This window comes from Streptomyces abikoensis (assembly GCF_014648775.1).
GTDB classification, from domain to species: Bacteria; Actinomycetota; Actinomycetes; order Streptomycetales; family Streptomycetaceae; genus Streptomyces; species Streptomyces abikoensis.
Genome location: NZ_BMRT01000009.1, coordinates 150,684 through 175,881, shown reverse-complemented (window position 1 = coordinate 175,881; position 25,198 = coordinate 150,684). Strand labels below are relative to the sequence as shown.

Annotated in this window: 23 protein-coding genes; 8 read left to right on the top strand and 15 right to left on the bottom strand. The window is 73.4% G+C overall.

Going from position 1 to position 25,198, the window contains the following annotated elements; translation table 11 throughout:
* Positions 1-94: 94 nt before the first annotated feature.
* Positions 95-1,738, bottom strand: a complete 1,644-nt coding sequence (locus tag IE096_RS25620; protein ID WP_189455610.1) for a protein kinase domain-containing protein — start codon at positions 1,736-1,738, stop codon at positions 95-97.
* A 360-nt stretch (positions 1,739-2,098) separates the two neighbouring features.
* On the opposite strand from IE096_RS25620, the gene IE096_RS25615 reads away from it, so the two are divergent.
* Positions 2,099-3,871, top strand: coding sequence for a protein kinase domain-containing protein (locus IE096_RS25615; RefSeq protein ID WP_189455607.1), 1,773 nt, complete (start codon positions 2,099-2,101; stop codon positions 3,869-3,871).
* A gap of 107 nt (positions 3,872-3,978) precedes the next feature.
* Here the strand turns inward: IE096_RS25615 and IE096_RS25610 are convergent, their stop codons facing one another.
* The 9 genes from IE096_RS25610 to pdhA form a co-directional block, all read right to left on the bottom strand.
* Positions 3,979-4,539, bottom strand: a complete 561-nt coding sequence (locus IE096_RS25610; protein ID WP_308430377.1) for a bacterial proteasome activator family protein — start codon at positions 4,537-4,539, stop codon at positions 3,979-3,981.
* Between the two features lie 97 nt (positions 4,540-4,636).
* The gene (locus tag IE096_RS25605) at positions 4,637-5,125 is read right to left on the bottom strand and encodes a hypothetical protein (RefSeq protein WP_189455606.1); all 489 of its coding nucleotides are present in this window, start codon (positions 5,123-5,125) and stop codon (positions 4,637-4,639) included.
* Positions 5,126-5,231: 106 nt separating this feature from the next.
* Entirely contained in the window at positions 5,232-6,209 is a 978-nt protein-coding gene (locus IE096_RS25600; protein WP_189455605.1) for an NAD(P)H-quinone oxidoreductase, read from the bottom strand.
* A 78-nt stretch (positions 6,210-6,287) separates the two neighbouring features.
* A complete protein-coding gene (locus IE096_RS25595) occupies positions 6,288-7,352 on the bottom strand; it encodes a potassium channel family protein (protein ID WP_189455604.1) in 1,065 nt (354 codons plus the stop codon).
* Positions 7,349-8,707 (bottom strand): molybdopterin molybdotransferase MoeA, encoded by a 1,359-nt coding sequence (locus IE096_RS25590; protein WP_229820625.1) that lies wholly within the window; start codon positions 8,705-8,707, stop codon positions 7,349-7,351. Before IE096_RS25590 ends, IE096_RS25595 begins: the two co-directional genes overlap by 4 nt.
* 671 nt (positions 8,708-9,378) lie before the next feature.
* Positions 9,379-10,236 carry an NTP transferase domain-containing protein gene (locus IE096_RS25585; protein WP_189455603.1) on the bottom strand — a complete coding sequence of 286 codons (858 nt, stop codon included), beginning with the start codon at positions 10,234-10,236 and terminating at the stop codon, positions 9,379-9,381.
* Between the two features lie 50 nt (positions 10,237-10,286).
* Positions 10,287-11,729 (bottom strand): dihydrolipoamide acetyltransferase family protein, encoded by a 1,443-nt coding sequence (locus IE096_RS25580; protein WP_189455602.1) that lies wholly within the window; start codon positions 11,727-11,729, stop codon positions 10,287-10,289.
* A complete protein-coding gene (locus IE096_RS25575) occupies positions 11,729-12,775 on the bottom strand; it encodes an alpha-ketoacid dehydrogenase subunit beta (RefSeq protein ID WP_189455601.1) in 1,047 nt (348 codons plus the stop codon). Before IE096_RS25575 ends, IE096_RS25580 begins: the two co-directional genes overlap by 1 nt.
* The gene (pdhA, locus tag IE096_RS25570; RefSeq protein ID WP_189455599.1) at positions 12,772-13,941 is read right to left on the bottom strand and encodes a pyruvate dehydrogenase (acetyl-transferring) E1 component subunit alpha; all 1,170 of its coding nucleotides are present in this window, start codon (positions 13,939-13,941) and stop codon (positions 12,772-12,774) included. The genes IE096_RS25575 and pdhA overlap by 4 nt, the downstream gene beginning before the upstream one ends.
* A 170-nt stretch (positions 13,942-14,111) precedes the next feature.
* Here pdhA and IE096_RS25565 point away from each other — a divergent pair, with 170 nt between their 5' ends.
* Positions 14,112-14,618: an Lrp/AsnC family transcriptional regulator gene (locus IE096_RS25565; RefSeq protein WP_126914994.1), complete on the top strand. Its 507-nt coding sequence runs from the start codon at positions 14,112-14,114 to the stop codon at positions 14,616-14,618.
* 54 nt (positions 14,619-14,672) lie between these two features.
* Here IE096_RS25565 and IE096_RS25560 read toward each other — a convergent pair whose 3' ends face one another.
* Positions 14,673-15,266 (bottom strand): TetR/AcrR family transcriptional regulator, encoded by a 594-nt coding sequence (locus IE096_RS25560; RefSeq protein ID WP_189455597.1) that lies wholly within the window; start codon positions 15,264-15,266, stop codon positions 14,673-14,675.
* Between the two features lie 2 nt (positions 15,267-15,268).
* Positions 15,269-16,789 (bottom strand): 3-hydroxyacyl-CoA dehydrogenase, encoded by a 1,521-nt coding sequence (locus tag IE096_RS25555; RefSeq protein WP_189455595.1) that lies wholly within the window; start codon positions 16,787-16,789, stop codon positions 15,269-15,271.
* 137 nt (positions 16,790-16,926) lie between these two features.
* Here IE096_RS25555 and paaN point away from each other — a divergent pair, with 137 nt between their 5' ends.
* Positions 16,927-18,630: a phenylacetic acid degradation protein PaaN gene (gene paaN / locus IE096_RS25550; RefSeq protein ID WP_189455593.1), complete on the top strand. Its 1,704-nt coding sequence runs from the start codon at positions 16,927-16,929 to the stop codon at positions 18,628-18,630.
* 1 nt (position 18,631) lies between these two features.
* On the opposite strand, the gene IE096_RS25545 is transcribed toward paaN, so the two are convergent.
* From IE096_RS25545 to IE096_RS25535, 3 genes are read right to left on the bottom strand one after another with little or no spacing between them, the layout of a single operon-like run.
* The gene (locus IE096_RS25545) at positions 18,632-19,405 is read right to left on the bottom strand and encodes a TrmH family RNA methyltransferase (protein WP_189455591.1); all 774 of its coding nucleotides are present in this window, start codon (positions 19,403-19,405) and stop codon (positions 18,632-18,634) included.
* A 5-nt stretch (positions 19,406-19,410) separates the two neighbouring features.
* Positions 19,411-20,706, bottom strand: a complete 1,296-nt coding sequence (locus tag IE096_RS25540) for an HTTM domain-containing protein (RefSeq protein ID WP_229820606.1) — start codon at positions 20,704-20,706, stop codon at positions 19,411-19,413.
* Positions 20,703-21,380, bottom strand: coding sequence for a DUF5819 family protein (locus tag IE096_RS25535; protein ID WP_189455589.1), 678 nt, complete (start codon positions 21,378-21,380; stop codon positions 20,703-20,705). The genes IE096_RS25540 and IE096_RS25535 overlap by 4 nt, the downstream gene beginning before the upstream one ends.
* A 215-nt stretch (positions 21,381-21,595) precedes the next feature.
* Between IE096_RS25535 and paaA the strand changes: the two genes are divergently transcribed.
* From paaA to IE096_RS25510, 5 genes are read left to right on the top strand one after another with little or no spacing between them, the layout of a single operon-like run.
* On the top strand, positions 21,596-22,558 hold the full coding sequence (gene paaA / locus IE096_RS25530; protein WP_126915000.1) for a 1,2-phenylacetyl-CoA epoxidase subunit PaaA: 963 nt from the start codon (positions 21,596-21,598) through the stop codon (positions 22,556-22,558).
* Positions 22,555-22,842 (top strand): 1,2-phenylacetyl-CoA epoxidase subunit PaaB, encoded by a 288-nt coding sequence (gene paaB / locus IE096_RS25525; RefSeq protein ID WP_126915001.1) that lies wholly within the window; start codon positions 22,555-22,557, stop codon positions 22,840-22,842. Before paaA ends, paaB begins: the two co-directional genes overlap by 4 nt.
* Positions 22,839-23,591, top strand: a complete 753-nt coding sequence (paaC, locus tag IE096_RS25520; protein ID WP_229820603.1) for a 1,2-phenylacetyl-CoA epoxidase subunit PaaC — start codon at positions 22,839-22,841, stop codon at positions 23,589-23,591. The genes paaB and paaC overlap by 4 nt, the downstream gene beginning before the upstream one ends.
* Positions 23,585-24,097: a 1,2-phenylacetyl-CoA epoxidase subunit PaaD gene (paaD, locus tag IE096_RS25515; RefSeq protein ID WP_189455587.1), complete on the top strand. Its 513-nt coding sequence runs from the start codon at positions 23,585-23,587 to the stop codon at positions 24,095-24,097. Before paaC ends, paaD begins: the two co-directional genes overlap by 7 nt.
* Positions 24,097-25,191, top strand: coding sequence for a 2Fe-2S iron-sulfur cluster-binding protein (locus tag IE096_RS25510; RefSeq protein ID WP_189455585.1), 1,095 nt, complete (start codon positions 24,097-24,099; stop codon positions 25,189-25,191). Before paaD ends, IE096_RS25510 begins: the two co-directional genes overlap by 1 nt.
* The last annotated feature ends 7 nt before the right edge of the window (positions 25,192-25,198 follow it).

Below are 25,198 nucleotides of genomic sequence, written 5' to 3'. Positions count from 1 at the left end.
GGGCGCTTTCACGGACCGGACGTTTGCGCGGACCGAGCGCACGAACGGCGCGAGGCCGGACCCCGCGATGGGGTCCGGCCTCGTGCGCGTCGGCTCAGCCGCCGACGGGGCCCTGGTTGGCACCGCCCTGGCTCGTGGTGCCCGGGGTGCCCTTGTCCGGCGGGTCCGCCGTGTGGGTCGGCGGCTTCCCGTCGTCCGGGGTCTTGGACGGGTTGGTCGACGGGTCCGTGCCGCCCGAGGGGTTGTCCGACGGATTGCCGGACGGCTTCTTGCTCGGGTGCTTGGTCGAGTCGTCCGCGGGCTCGCGCGAGCGGTCCCAGGTGTTGTCGTTCCAGTCGCCGCTGTCGCTGCCCGTGCCGGTGTTCGTGTCGGACGTGTGACCCTTGGACGGCTTCTTGCTGGGCTTCTCGCTGCCACTGGGCGTCGACGGCGCGCTGGGGGTGGTGGACACCTTGTCGGTGTTCGTCTTGTGGTTGCCGGTGGTGCCCGTGTTCATGCCCTTGACCACGAACGCGATGCCCGCCACGACCGCGACCACCGCGAGCGCGGCGATCAGCCACGTCTTGCCCCTGCCGCCGCCCGAGCCACCGCGGCCGCCGTTGTAACCGCCGTTGTAGCCGTCGAAACCGCCGTCGTCGGCACCCTGGCGGCGCGGGATCACCGGCTGCTGCGAGGTGTTGCCGTGCTGCGAGTGCGGCATGGCCGCCGTGGCGCCCACACCGCCGCCGAGGCCCATGCCGCCCATGACCTGGGTGGCGGCGGTGGCCTCGTCGACCGGGCCGGTGTTCCACTGGCCCGTGTGGCTGCCCGCGTCGTGCAGCATCTGCAGCGCGTACTGGGCCAGCCCGCGCATCTCCTCCGCGCTCTGGAACCGGTCGTCCGGGTCCTTGGCGAGGGAGCGCATGACGAGCCCGTCCAGCTCCGGCGGCACCGACGGCTGCACCTGCGACGGCGGCACGGGGGTGTCCTGGACGTGCTGGTAGACCACCGACAGCGGGGTCTCACCGGTGAACGGCGGGCGCAGGGCCAGCAGTTCGTAGAGCAGACAGCCGGTGGCGTAGAGGTCCGAGCGGGCGTCGACGGTCTTGCCGAGGGCCTGCTCGGGCGAGAGGTACTGGGGCGTGCCCATGACCATGCCGGTCTGGGTCATGGTGGACGCCGCGCCGTGCAGGGCGCGGGCGATGCCGAAGTCCATGACCTTGACCGCGCCCGTGTTCGTGATGATCACGTTGGCGGGCTTGATGTCGCGGTGCACGATGCCGTGCTGGTGGCTGTAGGCCAGCGCCTCCAGCACCCCGGACACGATGATCAGCGCCTGCTCCGGCGGCGGCGCCTCGGCGTTGAGCAGGAGGTCGCGGATGGTGCGGCCCTCGACCAGCTCCATGACGATGTACGGCACGACGTTGCGGCCGACGGTGTCCTCGCCGGAGTCGTAGACGGCCACCACGGCGTGGTGGTTCAGGCCGGCCACGGACTGTGCCTCGCGGGTGAAACGCGCCTTGGAGACCGGGTCCTCGGCGAGATCCGCGCGGAGCAGCTTCACCGCGACGGTACGGCCCAGCCGTACGTCCTCGGCGGCGAAGACCTCCGCCATGCCGCCCCGGCCCAGCCGGTGGGTCAGCCGGTAGCGGCCGTCGCCGACCAGCCCGCCGTTACCCCACATTTCAGGCACATCGGGCATTCCGCCCCCGTTGGCGTCAGGGTCGGACGGACCCTGGGCGCTCTGCGTCTGTGCCATCAGTCCTCGCCGTCGTCTCTGGTCCGCCGCCGCCGCTTCTCACCGGAAGTCGATTGCGCGGGGTCACTCGAGAAAGCTGTCTTCCGCTAGGGCACGCTACAGGCTTTGCGACGTGTCCCGGTCCGGGATGGACCGGCTATCAAACCCGTACCGGTACGAGCAAGGCAAATCCCGTGACACCTTGTCGCGCATCCGGTCACGGAACGGGCACGCGGCTTGACGTGCCCGGCGCCTCGGGCAGACTTGGCCGGGATACGTCGGAGAACAGCTGGATCCACGCGCCCCGGGCGCGTCACGAAACCACTCCAGCGACGCCAGTACTGCCAGGCAGCGCGCCGAGGCCGAGGGGGAAGCAACACCATGAGCCAGGACGGCGCTCAGGGCCGCTACGCGGGACGATCTGTCGGCCGGGGCCGCTACCAGCTGCGCGACCTGCTCGGCGAGGGCGGCATGGCGTCGGTGCACCTGGCCTACGACACGGTGCTCGACAGGCAGGTCGCGGTCAAGACCCTTCACACCGAGCTGGGCCGCGAGTCCTCTTTCCGCGAGCGTTTCCGCCGCGAGGCCCAGTCCGTGGCCAAGCTCACGCACACCAACATCGTCTCGGTGTTCGACACGGGCGAGGACGACCTGGACGGGTCGACGATGCCCTACATCGTCATGGAGTACGTCGAGGGCCAGCCGCTGCGCTCCGTGCTCGACGCGGACGTCGCCCAGTACGGCGCGATGCCCGTCGCGAAAGCGCTCAAGATCACAGCGGATGTGCTGGCCGCGCTCGAGGTCAGCCACGAGATGGGCCTCGTCCACCGGGACATCAAGCCCGGCAACGTGATGATGACCAAGCGCAACGTGGTCAAGGTCATGGACTTCGGCATCGCCCGCGCCATGCAGTCGGGCGTCACCTCCATGACCCAGACCGGCATGGTCGTCGGCACCCCGCAGTACCTCTCGCCCGAGCAGGCCCTGGGCCGCGGCGTCGACGCCCGTTCCGACCTCTACTCGGTCGGCATCATGCTCTTCGAGCTGCTGACCGGCCGGCTGCCCTTCGACGCGGACTCCCCGCTGGCGATCGCCTACGCGCACGTCCAGGAGGAGCCGGTCGCGCCCTCCACGATCAACCGCTCGATCCCGCCGGCCGTGGACGCGCTGGTCATGCGCGCCCTGAAGAAGAACCCGAACGAGCGCTTCCCGAGCGCCGAGGCCATGCGCGACGAGTGCGCGCGCGTCGCGGGCACCGCCCAGACGGCGCCCGCGCCGATCATCATCGCGGGCGGCCCGCCGGCCCGCAGCGGTGCCGGCGTCGGCTCGGCGGTCTTCCCTCCCGTGGACGGCCAGACGCCCGCTCCGGGCCCGCAGAGCGTCCAGACCCCGTACCAGCCCCACCCGACCCCCGCGAGCCCCTACAACGGCGGCTACGGGCCTTCCACGCCCCCTCCGGGCCCCCAGGCCTACGCGACGCCCGCGTACGCGGAGACGCCCGCCTACGCGGCTCCCTCGGCGCCCGTCGGCGCCGGCGGCGGCGCGGGCTCCGGCGGCAAGAGCAACAAGTCGGTGCTCATCGGCTCGGGCGTCGTCGCCGTGCTCGCGGTCATCGGCGTGATCGTGGCCATCGTGCTCAACGGGCACGAGAAGGACAACACCAACGCGGGCGGCACCGGCGGCGGCTCGGCCGCCCCGGCCCCCGCCGACCCCGGCGGCGGCAACGGCAGCACCACCGGCGGCTCGGCCGGCGGCGCGGGCACCTCGGGCGGTTCGGCCGGCGGCAACACGGGCGGGACGGGCAAGGGCAACGGGAACGGCAACGGGAACGCGAACGGCACCGCGGGCGGCGCCCAGGCGAAGGTCAAGGAAGGCGACAAGTCCAAGACCATCGAGCCGGACAAGTGCACCAAGGCGTACGACAGCTTCCAGGACAAGTCGAAGAAGAGCTCCCCGGACTTCAAGTACATCTACATCGACTCCGTCAAGGAGTGCATGCAGGCGGCGGGCTGGAAGTACCGCGTCGACAAGGTGAACGAGAGCACCTGGGGCAAGGGCACCGTGATGACCCAGCAGCCGCAGTCGGGCGACCCGTTCGACCCGAAGACCGACCAGTTCGTCCTGACGGTCTCGACGGGCGAGTCCGGCTCCTGACGCCGTGACGCGAAGGCCGGCCGGCACAGAGGATGTGCCGGCCGGCCTTCGCGCGTCAGGGACCGAACCACAGGACCGCGTCACAGGTCCGGGTTACCGGTCCGCGGTTACAGGTACGGGCCCGAGCGGGCGCCGCCGTGCTGCGGGCCCTCGTGGTCGTCGTCGAGGGTGACACCGGCCGGCAGGGCGCGCCGCATCTGCTCCAACTGGGCGCGCGCGGCCATCTGCTGGGCGAAGAGCGTGGTCTGGATGCCGTGGAAGAGCCCCTCCAGCCAGCCGACGAGCTGGGCCTGCGCGATCCGCAGCTCCGCCTCGGTGGGGATCGTCTCGTCGGTGAAGGGCAGCGACAGCCGCTCCAGTTCCTCCACCAGCTCGGGCGCGAGGCCGTCCTCCAGCTCCTTGACCGAGCTGTGGTGGATCTCCTTGAGGCGGACCCGGCTCGCCTCGTCGAGAGGAGCCGCCCGGACCTCCTCCAGCAGCTGCTTGATCATGCTTCCGATGCGCATGACCTTGGCGGGCTGTTCCACCATCTCCGTCACCGGGACCTCGCGCGGCTCGTCGTCGCCCTCCCCGCCGCCGGGGCTGGCGCTGCCGAGAGCCATGCCGTCCGGTCCGACGACCAGGACGTGCGGGCTCTCCTGCGACCGTTCATTCCTCGGCATATCCATGCCGCCATTCTCTCGCACAGGTGATTTCCCCCTCTTGATGCCCTCGTACACGCCTGATCCACCGTAGGGGGCGCACGGAAGCGACCGGTGTTTCGGATTATCTGCGCCGCAAACGGAGGGCGATGAAGCCCAGTCCCAGCCCCGTGAGCGTCATGCCGGTGCCCAGCGGGAGCACCCGCATCACCCGCTCCGTCTCCCGGTCCGTCTCGACGGCCTCCCGCCGCCCCGGCCCGGGAGCGGCGCCGCCCGGCGCGTTCGAGTGCGGGGACGCCCGGTGCCCCTCGGCCGTGGCCGGTGTCCCGCCCGACGTGGAAGACGCGGAGGGCGAGGCTCCGGCGGGTGCGGACGGCGCTGTCTCCGTACGGCCGGGGTGCCCCCGCCCCTCGCCCGCGACGGTGCCGGCCAGCAGACCGGCCACCGGTGAGGGCGGCGCGGACGGGAACACCGTGGTCGTCGTGGCCACGGCCGGGACCGAGGGCGCCGGGGCCGTCGGCTCCCGGTCGTCGGCCCACGCCGGCGAGGGGAGCGTCAGCGCCGTCGATATCGTCAGGCCGAAAAGGAACGCCCTTCGCGGTCCGGTGCTCATGGTCGCCGACCTCCGTACGGGAGACCCCCCTACGGACCCCTCCACCCTCACACGCCACCGCGCGCGGGGCGCGCCGGGCGGCGTACGAGGGTGAACGGTCAGGACGTCAGAGGGTGAGCAGGACCTTCCCGACGTGCGCGCTGTCCTCCACGACGCGGTGGGCGGCCGCCGCGTCCGTCATCGGCATGGTGCGGTCGACCACCGCCCCCACCCGGCCGCCCGCGATCAGCGGCCACACGTGTTCGCGCACCGCCGCCACGATCGTGGCCTTCTCGGCGAGCGGGCGGCCGCGCAGCGAGGTCGCCGTGATCGCCGCGCGCTTGGCGAGCAGCTTGCCCAGGTCCAGTTCGCCCTTGCGGCCGCCCTGGAGGCCGATGATGGCGAGCCGGCCGTTGACGGCCAGGACGTCGAGGTTCCGCTCCAGGTACTTGGCGCCGATGATGTCGAGGATGACGTCCACGCCGATGCCGCCGGTGAGTTTGCGGAGCTCCTCGACGAAGTCCTGTTCGCGGTAGTCGATGAGGATGTCCGCGCCCAGCTCCCGGCAGCGCTCCAGCTTCTCCGCCCCGCCGGCCGTGACCGCGACGCGCGCGCCGACCGCCTTGGCCAGCTGCACGGCCATGGTGCCGATGCCGCTGCCGCCGCCGTGGACCAGGAAGGTCTCACCGGGCCCCAGGTGGGCGATCATGAAGACGTTCGACCAGACGGTGGCCGTGACCTCGGGCAGCGCCGCCGCCGAGACGAGGTCCATGCCGGTGGGCACGGGCAGCAACTGCCCCACCGGGACACAGACCTTCTCCGCGTAACCACCGCCGGCCAGCAACGCGCACACCTCGTCGCCGACGGTCCAGCCGCTCACGCCGGGGCCGAGCGCGGCGATCCGGCCGGAGACCTCCAGCCCGGGGTAGGGGGAGGCGCCGGGGGGCGGGTCGTAGAAGCCCTGCCGCTGGAGCAGATCGGCGCGGTTGACACCGGCGGCCACGACCTCGACCAGGACCTCCCCCTCGCCGGGCGCGGGGTCGGGAACCTCGGCCCAGACCAGGGCCTCGGGTCCGCCGGGTACGGGAATGGTGATCGCATGCATGACCGCGAGGCTACTCCGGGGGACGCCGACTCCCCGGGTACGCGGGACGGTTCGTCCCGTCGCGCGCGGCGGAACCGGTCACTCCTCCGGCGCGGCCGGGCGGGCCCGGACGATCGTGATCAGCCGGTCCGTGGCCTTGAGGGTGCCGGCCTCGGGGTCGTCGTAGCCGAGCAGCCGGTGGCCGCGCAGCACGGAGACGACCAGGTCGTCGGTGTCGCGCGCGCTGCGCCCCACCTCGGCCTTGACCACCGGGCGTTCGACGAGGTCGAGGCCGCTGCCCTGCTGGATGAGGTCCTCCATGACCGTCCCGGCGTTGGGGCTGATCACGGACATGCCCAGCAGCCGCCCGGCGGCGCTCGCGCTGGTGATGACCGCGTCCGCGCCGGACTGCCGCAGCAGCGGGGCGTTCTCCTCCTCGCGCACGGCCGCCACGATCTTGGCGCCACGGTTGAGCTGGCGGGCGGTGAGGGTCACCAGGACGGCCGTGTCGTCGCGCTGGGTGGCGACGATGACCTGACGGGCCTTCTGGATCTCGGCGCGCAGCAGGACGTCGCTGCGGGTGGCGTCGCCGATGACGCCCGCGTAACCGAGGGCGGTGGCCGATTCGACGACCTTGGGGTTGGGGTCGACGACGACGATCCGTTCCTTCTCCCGGGCCTGCCCGCCCGAGCAGAGGGTCTGTACGGCCGACCGGCCCTTGGTGCCGAAGCCGACGACGACGGTGTGCTCGCGCAAGGCGGACCTCCAGCGGGCCAGCCGCCACTGCTCACGGGTGCGCTCGGTGAGGACCTCGAGGGTGGTGCCGACCAGGATGATCAGGAACAGGACACGGAGCGGCGTCACGAGCAGGATGTTCGACAGCCGGGCGCTGTCGCTGTACGGGACGATGTCGCCGTATCCGGTGGTGGACAGGGTGACGGTGGCGTAGTAGACGGCGTCGAGGAAGCCGACGCTGCCGTCGGCGTTGTCGTGGTAGCCGCCGCGGTCGCCGTAGACGATGGCGACGGTGGCGACCATGACCAGCAGCGCGACCAGCAGTCGCCGGCCCACCTGCCGTATCGGGGCGACGGTGTAGCGGGGCAGGCGGACGCGGGAGTCGGTCGTGTGCCGCTCGTCCTGCGGCTCGTGCTCGGGGAGCTTCACCGGTCGCCCTCCCAGGGCAGGGCGAGGAGTTCGGCCTCGCCCTCCGGGCCCGGCCCGCCCGGCGGCACGACGGCCAGCGCGTCGGCGGCGGCCAGGCCGCGCAGCATGGCGGGGCCGTGGAAGCGCACCGGCCGGGCGTACCCGTCGGGCGTGCGGACCACGGGCACCAGCCGGGTGCTGGTGGCGTGGCCGGGCACGTCCTCGGCGAGCGGGGCGCGGCACGGCCGCCGCGCGGGACGGCCCGCGAGCGCGCGGAGCAGCGGTTCGGCCAGCGTCAGCAGTCCGGCGACGGCGGCGAGGGGGTTGCCGGGCAGCCCGACCAGATGCCGGCCGGACGCGAGGCGCGCGAGCAGCATCGGATGCCCCGGGCGCACCGCGACCCCGTCGACGAGGGGCTCGGCGCCCAGCAGGCGCAGGGTGGGTCGCACATGGTCGACGGGCCCCGCGGCCGTGCCGCCGGTCGTCAGCACGAGATCGGCGTCCGACGCCTCCAGGGCGGCGCGCAGCGCCGAGGCGTCGTCGCCGAGGCGGCGCGTCGCCACGACGTCGGCGCCGAGCGCGCTCAGCCAGGGGCCGAGCATGGGCCCGAGCGCGTCCCGGATCCGCCCGTCGTGCGGCAGCCCCTCGCGGAGCAGCTCGTCCCCGAGGACGAGCACCTCGACCCGGGGCCGTGGCACGACCGGCAGCTCGTCGTACCCACTGGCCGCCGCAAGCCCGACCACGGCGGGCGTCACGACGACCCCGGCCGGCAGCAACTCGTCCCCCTCCCGGCACTCCTGCCCCCGGGGCCGCACGTCTTGGCCCTGCGTCGGATGCCGGTCGGCGTACAGCTCCCCGTGCGCCCGCACGACGCCGTGCTCGCTGCGCAGCACGGCGGTGGCCCCGGGGGGCACCCGTGCCCCGGTGGCGATCGCGACGGCCTCGCCGTCGCCGAGCCGCACGTCACCGCCTTGCCCGGCGAGGATGCCGGGGTGGCTCCCGCTGCCGGGCAACCGCCAGGGCCCGGGCCCGGCGACGGCCCAGCCGTCCATCGCGGAGGTGTCGAACGAGGGCAGATCGGTCAGCGCGACGAGCGCTCCGGCAAGCGTCTGCCCCAGGGCCTCACCGAGCGGCACCACTCGGGTCTCGGCTTCCTTCCGCCCCACCGCAGCCCACCCGGCAACGTTCCGCGCGACGTCCCAGGGGGTGGCGGGCGGATGCGCGGGGCGGCTTTTCGGGGCGCGGGGGGTGGGTCCCTCGGGGGCGGGTGCGCCGGGGGCGGGGTCGGGATCCGCCGGTGCGGGGTCCGCAGGGGTCGCGGGGCCGGCGTCAGGGGACGCGGAGGCAGCGCCGCGACGGGTGGAGGCGGCATCCACCGCCGCGGCAGCGGAACCGGGCGGATCGACGGACTCGGCGTCGGTGGAAGCGCCGGCACTCCGGCGGCGCCCGGCAGAAGCAGAGCGCTTCTTCCGCTTGGCCGCCGCGCGGCCGCGATCGGCCGGAGCGGGGTCGTCCGAAGCAGCGTCGGCCGGAGCGGCGTCGGGCTGACCGGCGTCGGGCTGACCGGCGGGCGAAGCCGCGCCGTCGGAGCGGCATGCGGCCCCGTGCGCGGCCACGGTCCGGGGGTCCGGCTCCGTGCTGGGCACGGGGATCCGCACGGTCGGCGCGGAGCTACCGGCAAAGGGGGCTCGGGGCGCAGGGTCGGGGGCGAACAACGTGTCATAGAACCGCACCCCGGCGAACGGCACATCGAGCCGACCGGTATCCACCCCCCGCTCCGCTGCGGGCGGTACGAACGGCTCCGCGAACGGATCCGCGTCGAAGTCGAAGCGGAACCGCTCGTCCCGTCCCTGGGCCACCGCCCCGGCGGACTCTGCCGCCCCGGCCGCCCCAGCCGCGTCGGTCGCCCGAGCCGCCTCCGCCGGATGTCCGGGACGTCCGCCCCGGGGCGCCCGGGACTGCCCCGCGAGAAGCGCCAGCGCCTCCGCCGTGGCGCGCTCGAGCGCGTCCTCGCCATCCCCGTCGCGGCCACCACCCGCGTGCCCGCTCATGAGGGCTTCCCGTCCGCTTCCGCCGCCCACCGCTCGGCCAGCGCACCGGCCACCCGGGCCGCCTCGGCCACGGCCTCCGGGCCGCCGCCCCGCAGCGCGGCGGCGTATCCGACGAGGAAGGTCGTCAGGGGCGCGGCGGGACGGGCCACGCCGTGCGCGGCGTCACGCGCGAGGTCGAGGAGTCCGGCCGTGTCGACGTCGAGTTCGATGCCCAGCTCGGCCTTGACCGCGGAGATCCATTCATCCAGCACATGCCTATCGTCCCTGATGCGCGCGCGGGCCTCGCTGATGTCCTCCCAGGTGTCGCAGTCGAAGGAGGCGGTGGGGTGGGGCAGCCGGGCGAGCGACAGCTCGCCCGTGAGCAGCCGCAGCGGCAGGCCGACGAGCGTGCCGTGCTCGGCGACGAGCAGCCCGAGCTCCCGCCGCAGCGCCTCCGCCCGGTAGGCGGCGACCAGCGGCTGTTCCCGCCCGTCCCCGTCCACGAGGACGGCGCCTTCCGCCCCCGCCACACCGTCGGCGCCTTCGTCGAGGGCCGTGACCAGCCCGCGCACCGCTCCCGCCGCCAGGAACGGCAGGTCGGCGGAGAGCAGGAGCACCCGCTCCGCGCGGACCTCGCGCAGCCCGGCGTGGAGGCCCGCGAGGGGCCCGCCGCCGGGCGGGTCCTCAAGGGCCCAGGTCACGGGCCGGATCGTCGGCCGCCGGGGGCCGACCACCACCGTCCGCCCGGCGTCGCCGCAGGCGCCCAGCACCCGGTCGAGCAGCGCCCGGCCGCCGACCCGCACGGCGGGCTTGTCCGCTCCTCCGAGCCGCCGGGCGGCGCCGCCGGCCAGTACTACCGCGTCGAAAACCGTCACCCGTCGAGTATGGCGACACCGCCCCGGCGGCCCGGCTCAGCCCGCCCCGATCAGACCGTCCGCAGCAGCACCGCCGGCTGCTCCACGCAGTCCGCCACGTACCGCAGGAAGCCGCCCGCCGTGCCGCCGTCGCACACCCGGTGGTCGAAGGTGAAGGACAGCTGGACCACGTGCCGCACGGCCAACTCGCCCTCGTGCACCCAGGGCTTGGGGGCTATGCGGCCGACGCCCAGCATGGCCGCCTCGGGGTGGTTGATGATCGGCGTGGAGCCGTCGACGCCGAACACCCCGTAGTTGTTGAGGGTGAACGTGCCGCCGGCCAGCTCGGCCGGGCTGATCTTGCCCGCCCGCGCGGCCTCGGTGAGCCGGGCCATCTCCACGGACAGCTCGACCGCGTTGCGCGCGTTGGCGTCGCGCACCACGGGCACGACCAGGCCGCGATCGGTCTGGGCGGCGAAGCCCAGATGGACGTCCGGAAGCCGGACGATCTCCTGGGCCTCGGTGTCCACGGTCGCGTTGAGCTCGGGGTACTTGGCGAGCGCCGCCGTGCAGATCCGGGCCAGCAGGGCGAGCAGGGACACCTTGGCGCCGCCGGACGCGTTCATCGCCCGGCGCGCGGCCAGCAGCTCGGTGGCGTCCGCGTCCACCCAGCACGTGGCGTCGGGTATCTCGCGGCGGCTGCGGCTGAGCTTCTCGGCGACCACGCCGCGTACGCCGCGCAGCGGTACGCGCAGGCCGTCGGGCACCCGTCGCCCGCCGGAGGCGCGGCGGGCGGGCCGGGCCGTCTCGGGACGGGCGGTGTGCCGCGCCGTCTGGCCGACCGGCGCGGTGCGGGGGGCCTGCGCGGTGAGCGCGGTGAGTGCCGCCTCCTCGACGTCGGCGCGCAGGATCAGCCCGTCGGGGCCGGTGCCCCGGACCCGGGTCAGGTCCACGCCGCGTTCCCGAGCGAGCCGCCGGACGAGCGGGGAGATCACCGCCACGGCCGTGGGCGCGGGTGCCCGCTCGGCCGGGCGTCCGGTCTCGCGGGCCGGCGGCCTGACCCGGCGGCGGCGTGCCGCCGGGGCCTGCGTGCCGTAGCCGACCAGGACGTTGCCCGAGCCCTCCTCGCCGTTGGCCCTGGCCCCGGTGGCCTCGCCGCCGTCCACCGGGGACGCCCCGGATCCCTCCTGGCCGGCCGGCGTCGCCGCCGACGCGGCCTCCGCGCTGCCCACGCCGTCCGTGGGAGCCGTCGGAGCCGTGGGGGCCGCCTCCCCGACCGCCACGGTCAGCAGTGGTGCCCCGACGGGCAGTTCCTCCCCTTCCTCACCGAAGCGGGCGGTGACCACGCCCCCGTAGGGGCAGGGCACCTCCACCATCGCCTTGGCCGTCTCGACCTCGACCACGGGCTGGTCGACGGCGACCACGTCACCGACCTTCACCAGCCAGCGGACGACCTGCGCCTCCGTGAGGCCTTCGCCCAGGTCGGGCAGCGTGAACTCGCGCACCACCGCCATCAGCGCGCACCACTCTCATCCTCGTCAGGGGTCCATTCCGATTCCCATTGCAGCCGTGCCACCGCGTCCAGGACCCGGTCCACGCCCGGCAGATGGTGCTTCTCCAGCATCGGCGGCGGATACGGGATGTCGAAGCCCGCGACGCGCAGCACCGGTGCCTCCAGGTGGTGGAAGCAGCGCTCGGTGATGCGGGCGGCCAGCTCCCCGCCCGGGCCGCCGAATCCGGTCGCCTCGTGGACGACCACCGCGCGCCCGGTCCGCCGTACGGACGCGCAGACGGTCTCCTCGTCGAAGGGGACCAGTGAGCGGAGGTCGACGACCTCCAGGTCCCAGCCTTCCGCCACGGCCGCCTCGGCGGCCTCCAGGCAGACGGGCAGCGACGGCCCGTAGGTGACGAGCGTCGCGGACGTGCCTCGCCTGCGGACGACCGCCTTGCCGATGCCCGGCACGTCGTCGGGGTGGTCCGGGTCCCAGTCGGCCTTGGACCAGTAGAGCCGCTTGGGCTCCAGGAAGATCACGGGGTCGTCGGAGGCGATCGCGGCGCGCAGCAGCCCGTAGGCGTCGGCGACGGTCGCCGGGGCGACGACGTGGAGGCCGGGAGTGGCCAGGTAGTAGGCCTCGGAGGAGTCGCTGTGGTGCTCGACGCCGCCGATGCCGCCGCCGTAGGGGACGCGGACGGTGATCGGCATGGGCACGGCTCCGCGCGTGCGGTTGCGCATCTTGGAGACGTGGCTGACGAGTTGCTCGAAGGCGGGGTAGGCGAAGGCGTCGAACTGCATCTCCACGACGGGCCGCAGGCCGTACATGGCCATGCCCACGGCCGATCCGAGGATGCCGGCCTCGGCCAGGGGCGTGTCCGTGCAGCGGTCCTCGCCGAACTCCTTGGCCAGCCCGTCGGTGATCCTGAAGACGCCGCCCAGGGTGCCGACGTCCTCGCCGAGGACGTGGACCGCGGGATCCTCGGCCATGGCGTCGCGCAGCGCGCGCCCGAGCGCCTGCGCCATGCTGGCGGGCTTCCGGCCGGTTTCGACGGGCGCGGTGGTCATCGCTGGCTTCCTTCCTGGGGGCCGCCCGCGCGGGCGCCCGGGAGCTCTCCCGCGGCGGTCAGCTCAGCACGCAATTGTGCTGCCTGCTCGCGCAGTTGGGCAGTCTGCTCGGCGTAAACATGCGTGAACAGTTCCATCGGATCGAGCACCGGGTCCTGGTGCATCCGCTCGCGGAGATCGGCCGCCATGCGTTCGGCGGCGTCCTGTTCGGCCCGTATGGCGGCGTCGTCCAGCAGCTCGCGGTCGCGCAGCTCGCGCTCCAGCAGGGCGATGGGGTCGTGGGCGCGCCACGCCTCGACCTCGGCGTCGCTGCGGTAGCGGGTGGCGTCGTCGGCGTTGGTGTGGGCGTCGACGCGGTAGGTGACGGCTTCGACCAGGGTGGGGCCGCCGCCGGACCTGGCCCGGTGGACCGCCTCGGTGAGGACCTGGTGGACGGCGGCCGCGTCGTTGCCGTCGACGAGCCGGCCGGGCATGCCGTAGCCGACGGCCTTGTGCGCCAAGGAAGGAGCGGCGGTCTGCTTGGCGAGGGGCACGGAGATGGCGAAGCCGTTGTTCTGCACGAGGAAGACGACGGGGGCCCGCCAGACGGCCGCGAAGTTCAGCGCCTCGTGGAAGTCGCCCTCGCTGGTGCCGCCGTCGCCGACCAGGGCGAGGGCCACGACGTCGTCGCCCTTGAGGCGGGCGGCGTGCGCGAGCCCGACCGCGTGCGGGAGCTGGGTGGCCAGCGGGGTGCACAGGGGGGCGACGCGGTGCTCGTGCGGGTCGTAGCCGGTGTGCCAATCGCCCCGGAGCAGGGTCAGGGCCTCCACGGGGTCCATGCCGCGGGCGACGGCGGCGAGCGTGTCGCGATAGCTGGGGAAGAGCCAGTCCCGCGGCTCCAGGGAAAGGGCCGCCGCGACCTGGCAGGCCTCCTGGCCCGTGGAGGAGGGGTAGACGGCGAGCCGGCCCTGCCGCGTCAGCGCGGTGGCCTGCGTGTTGTAGCGGCGGCCGCGCACGAGCTGCCCGTACAGCCGCAGCAGAAGTGCCGGATCGCACCCGCCGGCGGCCGGGGTGCCGAGCACCCGGAACGGCTCCGCGTCGGGCAGCAGCGGCGCGGGGTCGGTACGGGGTTGCCAGGCCGGGGGCGGGGTGGGCCGGTATGAGCCGGGCTGCTCCAGAACCGTCATGGCGAGCACCTCCTCTTGGGACGAGCTTGACCGGAAAGCGTCCTGCGCTCTCCCTACCGATTGTTCGGTCGTCGGCACTTTTTGGCTACAGGCGGCCCAAGCCTGTGGACAAACGGTTCTCCACAACCTGAGATATGGGCAGGACGTCCATGAAGGGGAGGCATGGCGGTATGCCGGACGAACAGATGGCCACTTCGGGCGGCAGACCGCCCGCCCGCCCGCTCGACGACATAGACCGCTCGATCCTGCGCATGCTCCAGACGGACGGCCGGGCCTCGATACGGTCCGTGGCCGAGCGGGTGCACGTGTCGCGGGCCAACGCCTACGCGCGGATCAACCGGCTCATCGACGACGGCGTGATCAAGGGGTTCGGCGCCCGGATCGACCAGGAGCGGGCCGGGCACGGCGCCTCGGCCTACATCACGATGAAGATCGTCCAGAATTCCTGGCGCACGGTCCGCGAAAAGCTCCGGGAGCTGCCGGGCGCCGCCCACATCGCCCTGGTGAGCGGGGACTTCGACGTCCTGCTGCTCGTCCACACCAAGGACAACCGCGCCCTGCGCGAGCTCGTCCTGAGCCGTATCCAGGCGATCGAAGAGGTACTGAGCACGCGGACGCTGCTGGTCTTCGAGGAGACGGACCTCAAGGAGGACCGCCCGCTCGACGACGGCCGCTAGGGCGCCCGTGGGGCGCCGCGGCCGCCGCCGGCGGGCGGCGGAGGGCGTCGGGCGTCAGCGGTAGGTGCGCAGGCCCGCGAAGGCCGTGTGGACCACCGCGTCGGCCACCTCGTCGCTCGTGGCGGCCCCGCCCCGCTCCGGCCGGTACCACTCCACGACCGAATTGATCATTCCGAAGAGCAGCCGGGTGGCCAGCCGGGCGTCCACGTCCTGCCGGAGGTCCCCGTCGGCGGCGGCCTCCTTCAGCAGCCCGGCGACGCGGTGGTCGAATTCGCGCCGCCGCTCCATCGCCCAGCGCTCGGTGTCCGTGTTGCCCCGGACGCGCAGCAGCAGCGTCACGTAGGGCAGCTCCGTGATCAGCACCTCGATGGTCCGCCGGGTGACGTACTCCAGCCGGTCGACCGCCCGTCCGCCGGTGGCGCCCGGCTCGTCCAGGACCGCGAAGAGGCCGTCCAGCGCCCGGCTTATGGCGAGCCGCAGCAGCTCTTCCTTGCCCTTGACGTGGTGGTAGATCGAGGACTTGGAGATCCCGGCCGCCTTGGAGAGGTGCTCCATGGAGGTGCCGTCGTAGCCCCGCTCGTTGAACACCTTGACGGCGACCGCGAGCAGCGATTCGGGCGTGTAGGTGTCGCGCTTGGCCATGGTCATGATTACAGCAGGCTCTCTTCGACGGCCGCACGGCGGCGGAGGGACAGGGAGGGGTGGTAGCGGCCGCCGGGGTACTCCCGGTCCAGCCCCGACAGGATGTCCCGGACCCGTCCCAGGCCGAGCTCCCGGCCCCACTCCAGGGGCCCGCGCGGGTAGTTCACGCCCAGTCGCATGGCCGTGTCGATGTCCTCGCGGGTCGCGACGCCCCGGGCGGCGGCGTCCTCGGCGAAGTCGACGAGCATGGCCACCGTGCGGGCGACGATCAGGCCGGGGACGTCGTCGATGACGCTGACCTTCTTGCCGAGCGCCTGGAACAGCCCGACGGCGGCGCGCACGTCGGCCTCCGGTGCCTTCAGGGAGGGGGCGAGGGCGACCCGGGCGCAGGACCGGTAGTCGAGCGCGAGGTCGAGGTGGATCGTGGTCCCGCTGGAGCGGGGGGTGGCGGCCTCGCCCTGGGTGAGGGTGAGCCGGGTGCCGCCGGGGAGCGCGATGTACCACTCGGGCTCGCGGGGCGTGCGGTCCCGCACGACCTTGACGCCCGCCTCCTCGATCATGTCGAGCAGCGGCGCGCAGACGGGCGGCACCTGGCCGTGCCAGCCGATCTCCGCGGGGGCCTCGCGGGGCTCGGCCGTGCTCGGCTCGGGCTTCCCGGCGCCGTCGGTGTACGGGAACCATCCCGCGCCGGACTTCCGGCCCAGCAGCCCGGCCTGCACCAGCCGGCCCTGGGCCAGCGAGGGCGTGAACCTCGGGTCGTGGAAGAACGCCTCGTGAACCGAACGGGTGACGGCGTCGTTCACGTCCTGGCCGATGAGGTCGGTCAGCTCGAAGGGGCCCATCGCGAAGCCGCCGCTCTCGCGCAGCACCGCGTCGATGGTGGCGGGGTCGGCGCCCCGCTCCTCGTACACGCGGAAGGCCTCGGCGTAGAAGGGCCGGGCGAGCCGGTTGACGATGAAGCCCGGGGTGTCGGCGCAGGCCACGGGGGTCTTGCCCCACGCGGCGACGGTGGCCCGGGCCCGCTCGGCGGCCGGCTCGTCGGTGGCGTGGCCGCGGACGACCTCGACGAGGGGAAGCACCGGGGCGGGGTTGAAGAAGTGCAGGCCGACGAAGCGGCCGGGCAGGCGCAGGGCCCCGGCGACGGCGGTCACCGGGAGGGAGGAGGTGTTGGTGGCGAGCAGGCAGTCGTCCGCGACGACCGATTCCAGTTCCTGGAAGAGCTTCTGCTTGGCGTCCAGCCGCTCCACGATCACCTCGATGACGAGCGCGGAGTCGGCGAGCCCGTCGAGCCGCGCGACGGGGCGCAGACGGGCGAGAGCCGCGTCCCGGCCGGCCGTGTCGAGCCTGCCCTTGTCCACGAGGCGGCCGAGCCGGGCGGCGATCGCCCGGGCCGCCTCCTCCGCACGGCCGGGTACCGCGTCGTACAGCCGTACCGGGTGGCCCGCGGCCAGGGCGACCTGGGCGATGCCCTGGCCCATGGTGCCGGTGCCGACGACGGCGACGGCTCGGGCCGGGTCGATTGCGGTCATGACAGTGATCCTCCCCGATGAGTTGTCCACAGGTTCGCCGGGCCCCCTTGCCCCGACCGATCGTTCGGTTACTGTATCCACCGGGGGCGCGTCCGGCCCCCGTATCGGAGCCCCGCTCGACGAGGAGTTGGTCTGACGTGACCGCCGGACTCACCACCGCCCAGCTGATCGAGAAGCACCGCCCCACCCTTGACCAGGCACTGGACGCCATCCGTTCACGCGCCTACTGGTCCCCGCACCCGGAGCACCCCAAGGCCTACGGGCCCGAGGGCGCCCCCGGCAGCCTGGGCGCCGCCGAGGGCCAGGCCGCCTTCGACGCGCAGCGCGGCAAGCGCTTCGAGCTGGAACAGCCCGGCACCGACGGCTGGGCGGGCTCGGAGGTCTCGCCGTACGGCTTCGAGCTGGGCATCGAGTACCCGCACGCCGACGTCGACGTCCTCCTGCCCGCGCTGCGCGCGGCGATGCCCGCGTGGCGGGAGGCCGGCCCGCGGGCCCGGGCGGCGGTCTGTCTGGAGATCCTGGCCCGGATCAACGCCCGGACGCACGAGTTCGCCCACGCGGTCATGCACACCAGCGGCCAGGCGTTCATGATGGCCTTCCAGGCCGGTGGACCGCACGCGCAGGACCGCGGCCTGGAGGCCGTCGCCTACGCCTACGCCGAGCAGACGAACGCCGCCCCGGAGACCGCCGAGTGGGTCAAGCCGCAGGGCAAGCGCGATCCCCTGAAGCTGAACAAGCAGTTCACCACCGTGCCGCGCGGAGTCTCCCTGCTCATCGGCTGCAACACCTTCCCCACGTGGAACGGCTACCCGGGCCTGTTCGCCTCGCTGGCCACCGGCAACGCCGTCCTGGTCAAGCCGCACCCGCGCGCGGTGCTGCCGCTCGCCCTGACCGTGCGCGTCGCCCGTGAGGTGCTGGCCGAGGCCGGTTTCTCCCCCGACCTGGTCGCGCTGGCCGCCGAGCGGGACGGCGAGGGCATCGCCAAGTCCCTGGCCGTCCGGCCGGAGATCCGCGTCATCGACTACACGGGCTCCACCGCCTTCGGCGACTGGCTGGAGGCCAACGCCCGCCAGGCGCAGGTCTTCACGGAGAAGGCGGGCGTCAACACCGTCGTCGTCGACTCCACCGACGACTACAAGGGCATGCTGTCCAACCTGGCCTTCTCGCTGTCCCTCTACAGCGGCCAGATGTGCACCACCCCGCAGAACCTGCTCGTCCCGCGCGAGGGCATCGCCACGGACGCCGGGCACAAGTCCTTCGACGAGTTCGTCGCCGACCTCGCCACGGCCGTGGAGCGGCTCCTGGGCGACGACGCCCGGGCCAACGCCCTGCTCGGCGCCATCGTCAACGACCAGGTGAAGGCCCGGATCGACGCCGCCGCGCAGCTCGGCGAGGTCGCTCTGGCCTCCCGCACCGTGGCCAACCCCGACTTCCCCGGCGCCACGGTCCGCACCCCGGTCATCGTCAAGCTCGACGGCGCCAAGCCGGACGCCGAGGCGGCCTACTTCTCGGAGTGCTTCGGCCCGGTGTCCTTCGCGGTCGCGGTCGACTCCACGGCCGACGCGGTGGAGCTGCTGCGCCGCACGGTGCGGGAGAAGGGCGCGATGACGGTCGGGGCGTACACGACCTCGGCCGACGCCGAGCGGCTGATCGAGGAGGCCTGCCTGGAGGAGTGCGCCCAGCTCTCCCTCAACCTCACCGGCGGGGTGTACGTCAACCAGACGGCCGCGTTCTCGGACTTCCACGGCTCGGGCGGCAACCCCGCGGCCAACGCGGTCCTGTGCGACAGCGCCTTCGTCGCCAGCCGCTTCCGCACGGTGGAGGTACGCCGCCAGGCGTGACTCAGCCCGCCGGGGGCACCGTCCCGGGCCCGCCCCAGTGGAACAGGGCCATCGCCACGCTCGTGGCCAGGTTGTAGCTGGAGACCTGCGGGCGCATCGGCAGGGCGACCAACCGGTCCGCCCTGCCCCTCAGCTCCGCCGAGACGCCGTGCCGCTCCGACCCGAACACGAGCAGCGCGTCGTCGGGCAGGGGGACGCCCCGGATGTCGTCCCCTTCCGGGTCCAGGACGTACAGCGGCCCCGGGGGCAGCTCGTCGGCCGGCAGCCGTTCCACGGCCGTCGCGTAGTGCAGCCCGGCCCCCGACCGCACGGCGTTGGGGTGCCACGGATCGATGTCCCCGGTGGTGACGACGCCGGTCGCGCCGAAACCGGCCGCCAGCCGGACCACCGCGCCGACGTTGCCGAGGTTGCGGGGGTTGTCCAGGACGACGACGGGCGCCTGCCGGGGCCGCCGGGCCAGCGCGTCGAGGTTGGCGCGGCGGTCCGGCCGGGTGGCCAGGGCGGCCACGCCGGTGGGGTGGATCCTCGGCACGAGCTCGCGCAGCGTCGCCGCGGGCACCTCCACCAGGAGGTCGTCGAGGGTGTCCGTCAGGTCGCCGGCCAGGTCGGCGGAGAGCGCCAGGACGGAGGCCTTGTCGCTGGTGAGGGCGGGGCCCACGGGCGCGCCGAAGCGCAGGGCGTGCTTGAGCGCGTGGAAGCCGTCGAGCAGCACGGCGCCGGGCGCGTCGGCGGCCCACCGCCGCAGCGCGGCAGTGCCGGGGTCGTCCTGGGTCATGGGCCTCAGCCTACGGTCCGCCGGCCGGGCCCCGGCACGGCGGCCGGAGCGTCGGCCGGGCCGTCGGCCTCCTCCTCGGCCGGGGTCCGGGGAGCGGGGCAAGGCCCCACCGGCTCCCGCCGGCCGCGCGCCGGGGGAAGCAGACGACGGGCGCCCTCCAGCCGGCGCAGGAAGGACGTCGGCAGGAACACCGCGTCCGCGACGATCATCGCGAGGGAGAAGAACGGCAGTCCCAGCAGCACGGCGATGCCGAGGTGCTCGGCCATCATCACCACCAGCAGCACGTTCTTCACCCGCCGGTTGAGCAGGGTGAAGGGGAACGCGACCTGGACAGCCACCGTGCCGTAGCTGAGCAGCAGGACGACGAGGCTGCTCGCGGCGAGGGCGTGGGAGAGCCAGGGCCAGGGCGAGAAGTAGTCGATGTGCATGGGGTAGAACAGCGCGGTGCCGTCCTGCCAGCGCGAGCCCTGAACCTTGTACCAGCCGGCCGTGGCATAGATCAGACAGACCTCCGCCATGATCACCAACAGGGCGGCGTTGTGCGTCAGATGGGCCAGCGCGTCGAGCACGGCGCGCGGCTCCCCGGGGGCGTGCCGCCGCACCGCCCACCACAGTCCCTGGACGGCCCACAGCCCCCACAGCGTGACGGGCCAGGAGAGGCCGGGCAGCGGCCCTTCGCCGGTCCAGGTCATGCTGTCGTCGCCGAGGACCTGCGCGAGGACGAGCCCGAGCCCGCACACCGTCCACAGCGCGATGCCCGGCACGTCCCACGCGTCTCGGTCGGCACGCCCCCGCGCGTCGCCGTCGGCGCTCTCCCGCGCCAGGCGTGCCGCGCGGCGGGCGTCGAGGGACCAGACCTGGCCGCAGCGCGTCAGGACCATGTAGAGCGCCATCAGATGGACGACGTTGTCGCCGCCGTCCCCGATGAACACGCTGCGGTTCTGGAGCGAGAGCACGCCGAGCATGGAGAGGACCGACATGGTCCGGGTGCGCCAGCCGAGCATCAGCAGGGCGCTGAAGACGATGGCGAGCGCGTAGACGGTCTCGAACCACGCGGGGTTGTCGGACCACATCAGCGCGGTGAAGGCGTGGTTGTCGCCGATGAGCTCGTGGGCCATCCGCCAGCTCCAGGGCGCGTCCGGCCCGTACAGCTCACGGCGGTTGGGCCATTCGCGCAGCAGGTAGCACAGCCAGGTGAAGGAGAGCCCGATCCGCAGGAGGGCCGTCTGGTACGGGCCCAGGGAGGCGCCGGTGACGCGGGCGAGAGCGCGCGACAGCGAACGCGTCGGTGAGGTGGTCATCGGTTCCTCGCCTCCGCGAGATCGGCGGTGGTCACCGGCCACCAGCCCAGCACCCGGTACACCGGCTTGGTGTCGGCCTTCTCGTCGCTCCAGGGCGGGGGCGCGATGGGCGTGGTCACGGACCGCACCTGGACGCGTTCGACCGGGCGGCCGTCCTGGCTCGCGCCCAGCCGGGAGAGGGCGATGCGGCGGACGTACTGCTCGGCGAGGCGGCCGCGCAGGCCGCTGGGGCGCTCCTGGGCGTCGTGCGTGCCCGCGTAGAAGTCCCAGGCGCGGCGGAGCTCGTTCTGCCGGGTGTGGCTGGGGACGGGGTTGTGGAGTATGTCGGCGCCGTCGCGGGCCGACAGGTCGGCCCAGGGGGTGACGGTGGTCCGGCCGTCCGCGCCGGTCAGCTCGGCGCGCGCCTGGACGGCGACGTTCTGCTGCAGCGGGTTGGGGGCGAAGAACTTCCAGTTCTGCTCGAACTCCGGGTAGACGTAGTCGTCTATCTCCGCCGCGTGCCGTTTGCTGACCGTGTTCGGCGGTGCCACGTGCAGGAACATCATCGCCAGGTGCACCGTGACCGCCAGCGTCACCACCGCGACGCCGAGGGCGACGACGACGCGTGCCGGCAGGGACAGGCCCTCCGGCCCGGCGGCGCCGCCGGCCCGCTCGCGCGCCTCGTCCGTCTCCATCGCCCCGCCCCTGTTCCTTGTCCGCCGATCCATGCGCCTGTGGCGCGCCGCCGGGCGCCCGAGCGCCCCGGTGTGCACCCGAACCGTACCGACGCGGCACCGGGAGGCCCAGCGCCGACGAGTTATCCACAGGGTTGACAGGGTCTGGGGCTCCCCTCACCATTGAACCGAACGATCGGTCGGTAGGGAGAATCGTCAAGGCGAGGGGGCACGGCATGACCACGACGGCGCCGGAGACGGGAGCGCTGGAGGCGGTGTTCGAAGCCGCCGTGGCCGCCGACGAGCGGATCGAGCCACGCGACTGGATGCCCGACGCCTATCGCGCCACGCTCGTCCGGCAGATCGCCCAGCACGCCCACTCCGAGATCATCGGCATGCAGCCCGAGGCCAACTGGATCACTCGCGCGCCCTCGCTGCGCCGCAAGGCGATCCTCATGGCCAAGGTGCAGGACGAAGCGGGCCACGGCCTCTACCTCTACAGCGCCGCCGAGACCCTCGGCACCGGCCGCGACGAGCTGCTCGACAAGCTCCACGCCGGCCGCCAGCGCTACTCCTCGATCTTCAACTACCCCACCCTGACCTGGGCGGACGTCGGCGCCATCGGCTGGCTCGTGGACGGCGCGGCCATCACCAACCAGGTCCCCCTCTGCCGCTGCTCCTACGGCCCCTACGCCCGGGCCATGGTCCGCATCTGCAAGGAGGAGTCCTTCCACCAGCGCCAGGGCTACGAGCTGCTGCTCGCCCTCAGCCGGGGCACCGAGGCCCAGCACGCCATGGCGCAGGACGCGGTGAACCGCTGGTGGTGGCCGTCCCTGATGATGTTCGGCCCGCCCGACGACGAGTCCGCCCACTCCTCCCAGTCCATGGCCTGGAAGATCAAGCGGCACTCCAACGACGAGCTGCGCCAGCGCTTCGTGGACATCTGCGTCCCCCAGGCCGAATCCCTGGGCCTCACCCTCCCCGACCCGGACCTCCGGTGGAACGAGGAGCGCGGCCACCACGACTTCGGCGCCATCGACTGGGACGAGTTCCACGAGGTCCTCCGCGGCAACGGCCCGTGCAACGAACAGCGCATAACCCAGCGCCGCAGGGCCCACGAGGAGGGCGCCTGGGTCCGCGAGGCAGCCGCCGCGTACGCCACCAAGCACGCGGCCGAACACGGAGAGGCGACAGCATGACCGGCACCGACTGGCCCCTGTGGGAAGTGTTCGTGCGCAGCAGGCGGGGCCTGTCCCACACCCACGCCGGCAGCCTCCACGCCCCGGACGCCGAGATGGCCCTGCGCAACGCCCGCGATCTCTACACCCGGCGCTCCGAAGGCGTCTCCATCTGGGTGGTGCCGTCCACGGCCGTCACCGCCTCCTCCCCGGACGAGAAGGACCCCTTCTTCGAGCCCGCCGCCGACAAGCCCTACCGCCACCCGACCTTCTACGACATCCCGGAGGGGGTGAAGCACCTGTGACCGCATCTGTGCCCACACCCGCGACCGTCCCCGCGCAGGCGCACGCGACCGCGGCCCTCTCCCTCGGTGACGACGCTCTGGTGCTCTCCCACCGGCTGGGCGAGTGGGCCGGGCACGCGCCCGTGCTGGAGGAGGAGGTCGCCCTCGCCAATATCGCGCTCGACCTGCTCGGACAGGCCCGTGTCCTGCTGTCCCTCGTGGGCGACGAGGACGAGCTCGCCTACCTCCGCGAGGAGCGCGCCTTCCGCAACGTCCAGCTCGTCGAGCAGCCCAACGGCGACTTCGCGCACACCATCGCCCGCCAGCTCTACTTCTCCGTCTACCAGCAGCTGCTCTACGAGCAGTTGGCGGCCGACGCCGGCTCGCCCTTCGCCCCGATCGCCGCGAAGGCCGTCAAGGAGGTCGCCTACCACCGGGACCACGCCGAGCACTGGACCCTGCGCCTCGGCGACGGCACGCCGGAGAGCCACTCCCGGATGCAGCGCGCCCTGGACGCCCTGTGGCGGTTCACGGGCGAGCTCTTCGAGCCCGTGGAGGGCCTGTCCGTCGACCGGGACGCACTGCGCGACGGCTGGCTGACCACCGTCACCGACGCCATCCGGCGTGCCACGCTGACCCTGCCCGACGGCCCCCAGATCGGCGCGTGGACCGCCGGCGCGGGCCGGCAGGGCATCCACACCGAGCCGTTCGGGCGGATGCTCGCGGAAATGCAGCATCTGCACCGCAGCCACCCGGGGGCGACATGGTGACCACGCCCGAGGGAGCCACCGTCTCCCGCCTCGAAGAGGAGCTCCTGGCCCTGGCCGGGTCGGTCCCCGATCCCGAGCTGCCCGTGCTCACCCTGGCCGAGCTGGGCGTGGTCCGGGGCCTGCGCATCACCGATTCCGGCCGCGTGGAGGTGGAGCTCACCCCCACCTACACCGGCTGTCCCGCCATCGAGGCGATGTCCGCCGACATCGAACGCGTGCTCAATGAACAGGGGCAGGCCGAAGTCACCGTCCGCACGGTCCTCTCGCCGCCCTGGTCCACCGACGACATCACGGCCGAAGGCCGCCGCAAGCTGGAGGAGTTCGGTATCGCGCCACCGGGGCCGACGGGGGCGAAAGGCCCTGTCATGGTCGGCCTGGCCATTCGGTGTCCCCACTGCGGATCCACCGACACCACGCTGCTGAGCCGCTTCTCCTCCACCGCCTGCAAGGCCCTGCGCCGCTGCGAGGCGTGCCGCGAACCGTTCGACCACTTCAAGGAGTTGTGATGGCAGCGGCCCGCCATGGCGCCTTCCACCCGCTGCGAGTGACGGCCGTCGAGCCCCTCACCGACGACTCGGTCGCCGTCACCCTCGCGGTCCCGCCCGCCCTGCGCGCCGCCTTCCGGTACGCGCCCGGCCAGCACCTCGCCCTCCGCCGGCGCGTGGACGGCACGGAGATACGCCGCACCTACTCCCTCTGCGGCCGGGCCCCCGGCCCGGAGGGCCCCGAGACGCTACGGGTCGGCGTGCGCCTGGTGGACGGCGGGGCGTTCTCGACGTACGCCCTCAAGGAGCTGGCCGCGGGGGACACCGTGGAGGTGATGGCCCCGGCCGGACGGTTCGTGCTGCGGCCCCGCCCCGGCCGCTTCGCGGCGATCGTCGGCGGCAGCGGGATCACGCCCGTCCTCAGCATCGTCTCGACGTTGCTGGCGAGCGAGCCGGACGCCCGGTTCTGCCTGATACGCAGCGACCGCACCACCGCCTCGACGATGTTCCTCGACGAGGTCGCCGACCTCAAGGACCGCTATCCCGACCGGCTCCAGCTCGTTCAGACCCTCTCCCGCGAGGAGCAGCAGGCCGGGCCCGCCTCCGGCCGGCTGGACGAGGAGCGGCTGACCCGGCTGCTGCCCGCGCTGCTGCCGGTCGGAACGGTCGACGGCTGGTTCCTGTGCGGCCCCCATGGTCTGGTGCAGGGCGCGGAGCGGGCGCTGCGCGGCCTGGGCGTCCCGCGCGAGCGGATCCACGAGGAGATCTTCCACGTGGAGGACGCCCCGGCGGGTACGACGGCCGCGGCCCCGGCGCCGGGCACACGCGCGGCCCTCACACACAGCGAGGTGACCGCCAAGCTGGATGGCCGCAGCGGCAGTTGGCCGGTGCGGGACGGGGAGACGCTGCTGGAGACGGTGCTGCGCAACCGGGCCGACGCGCCCTACGCCTGCAAGGGAGGCGTCTGCGGAACCTGCCGCGCGTTCCTGGTGTCGGGCGACGTACGGATGGACCGCAACTTCGCGTTGGAACAGGAGGAGTTGGACGCGGGATACGTACTGGCCTGCCAGTCCCACGCCACCACGGAGAAGGTGGAGCTGGACTTCGACCGCTGAATCGGAT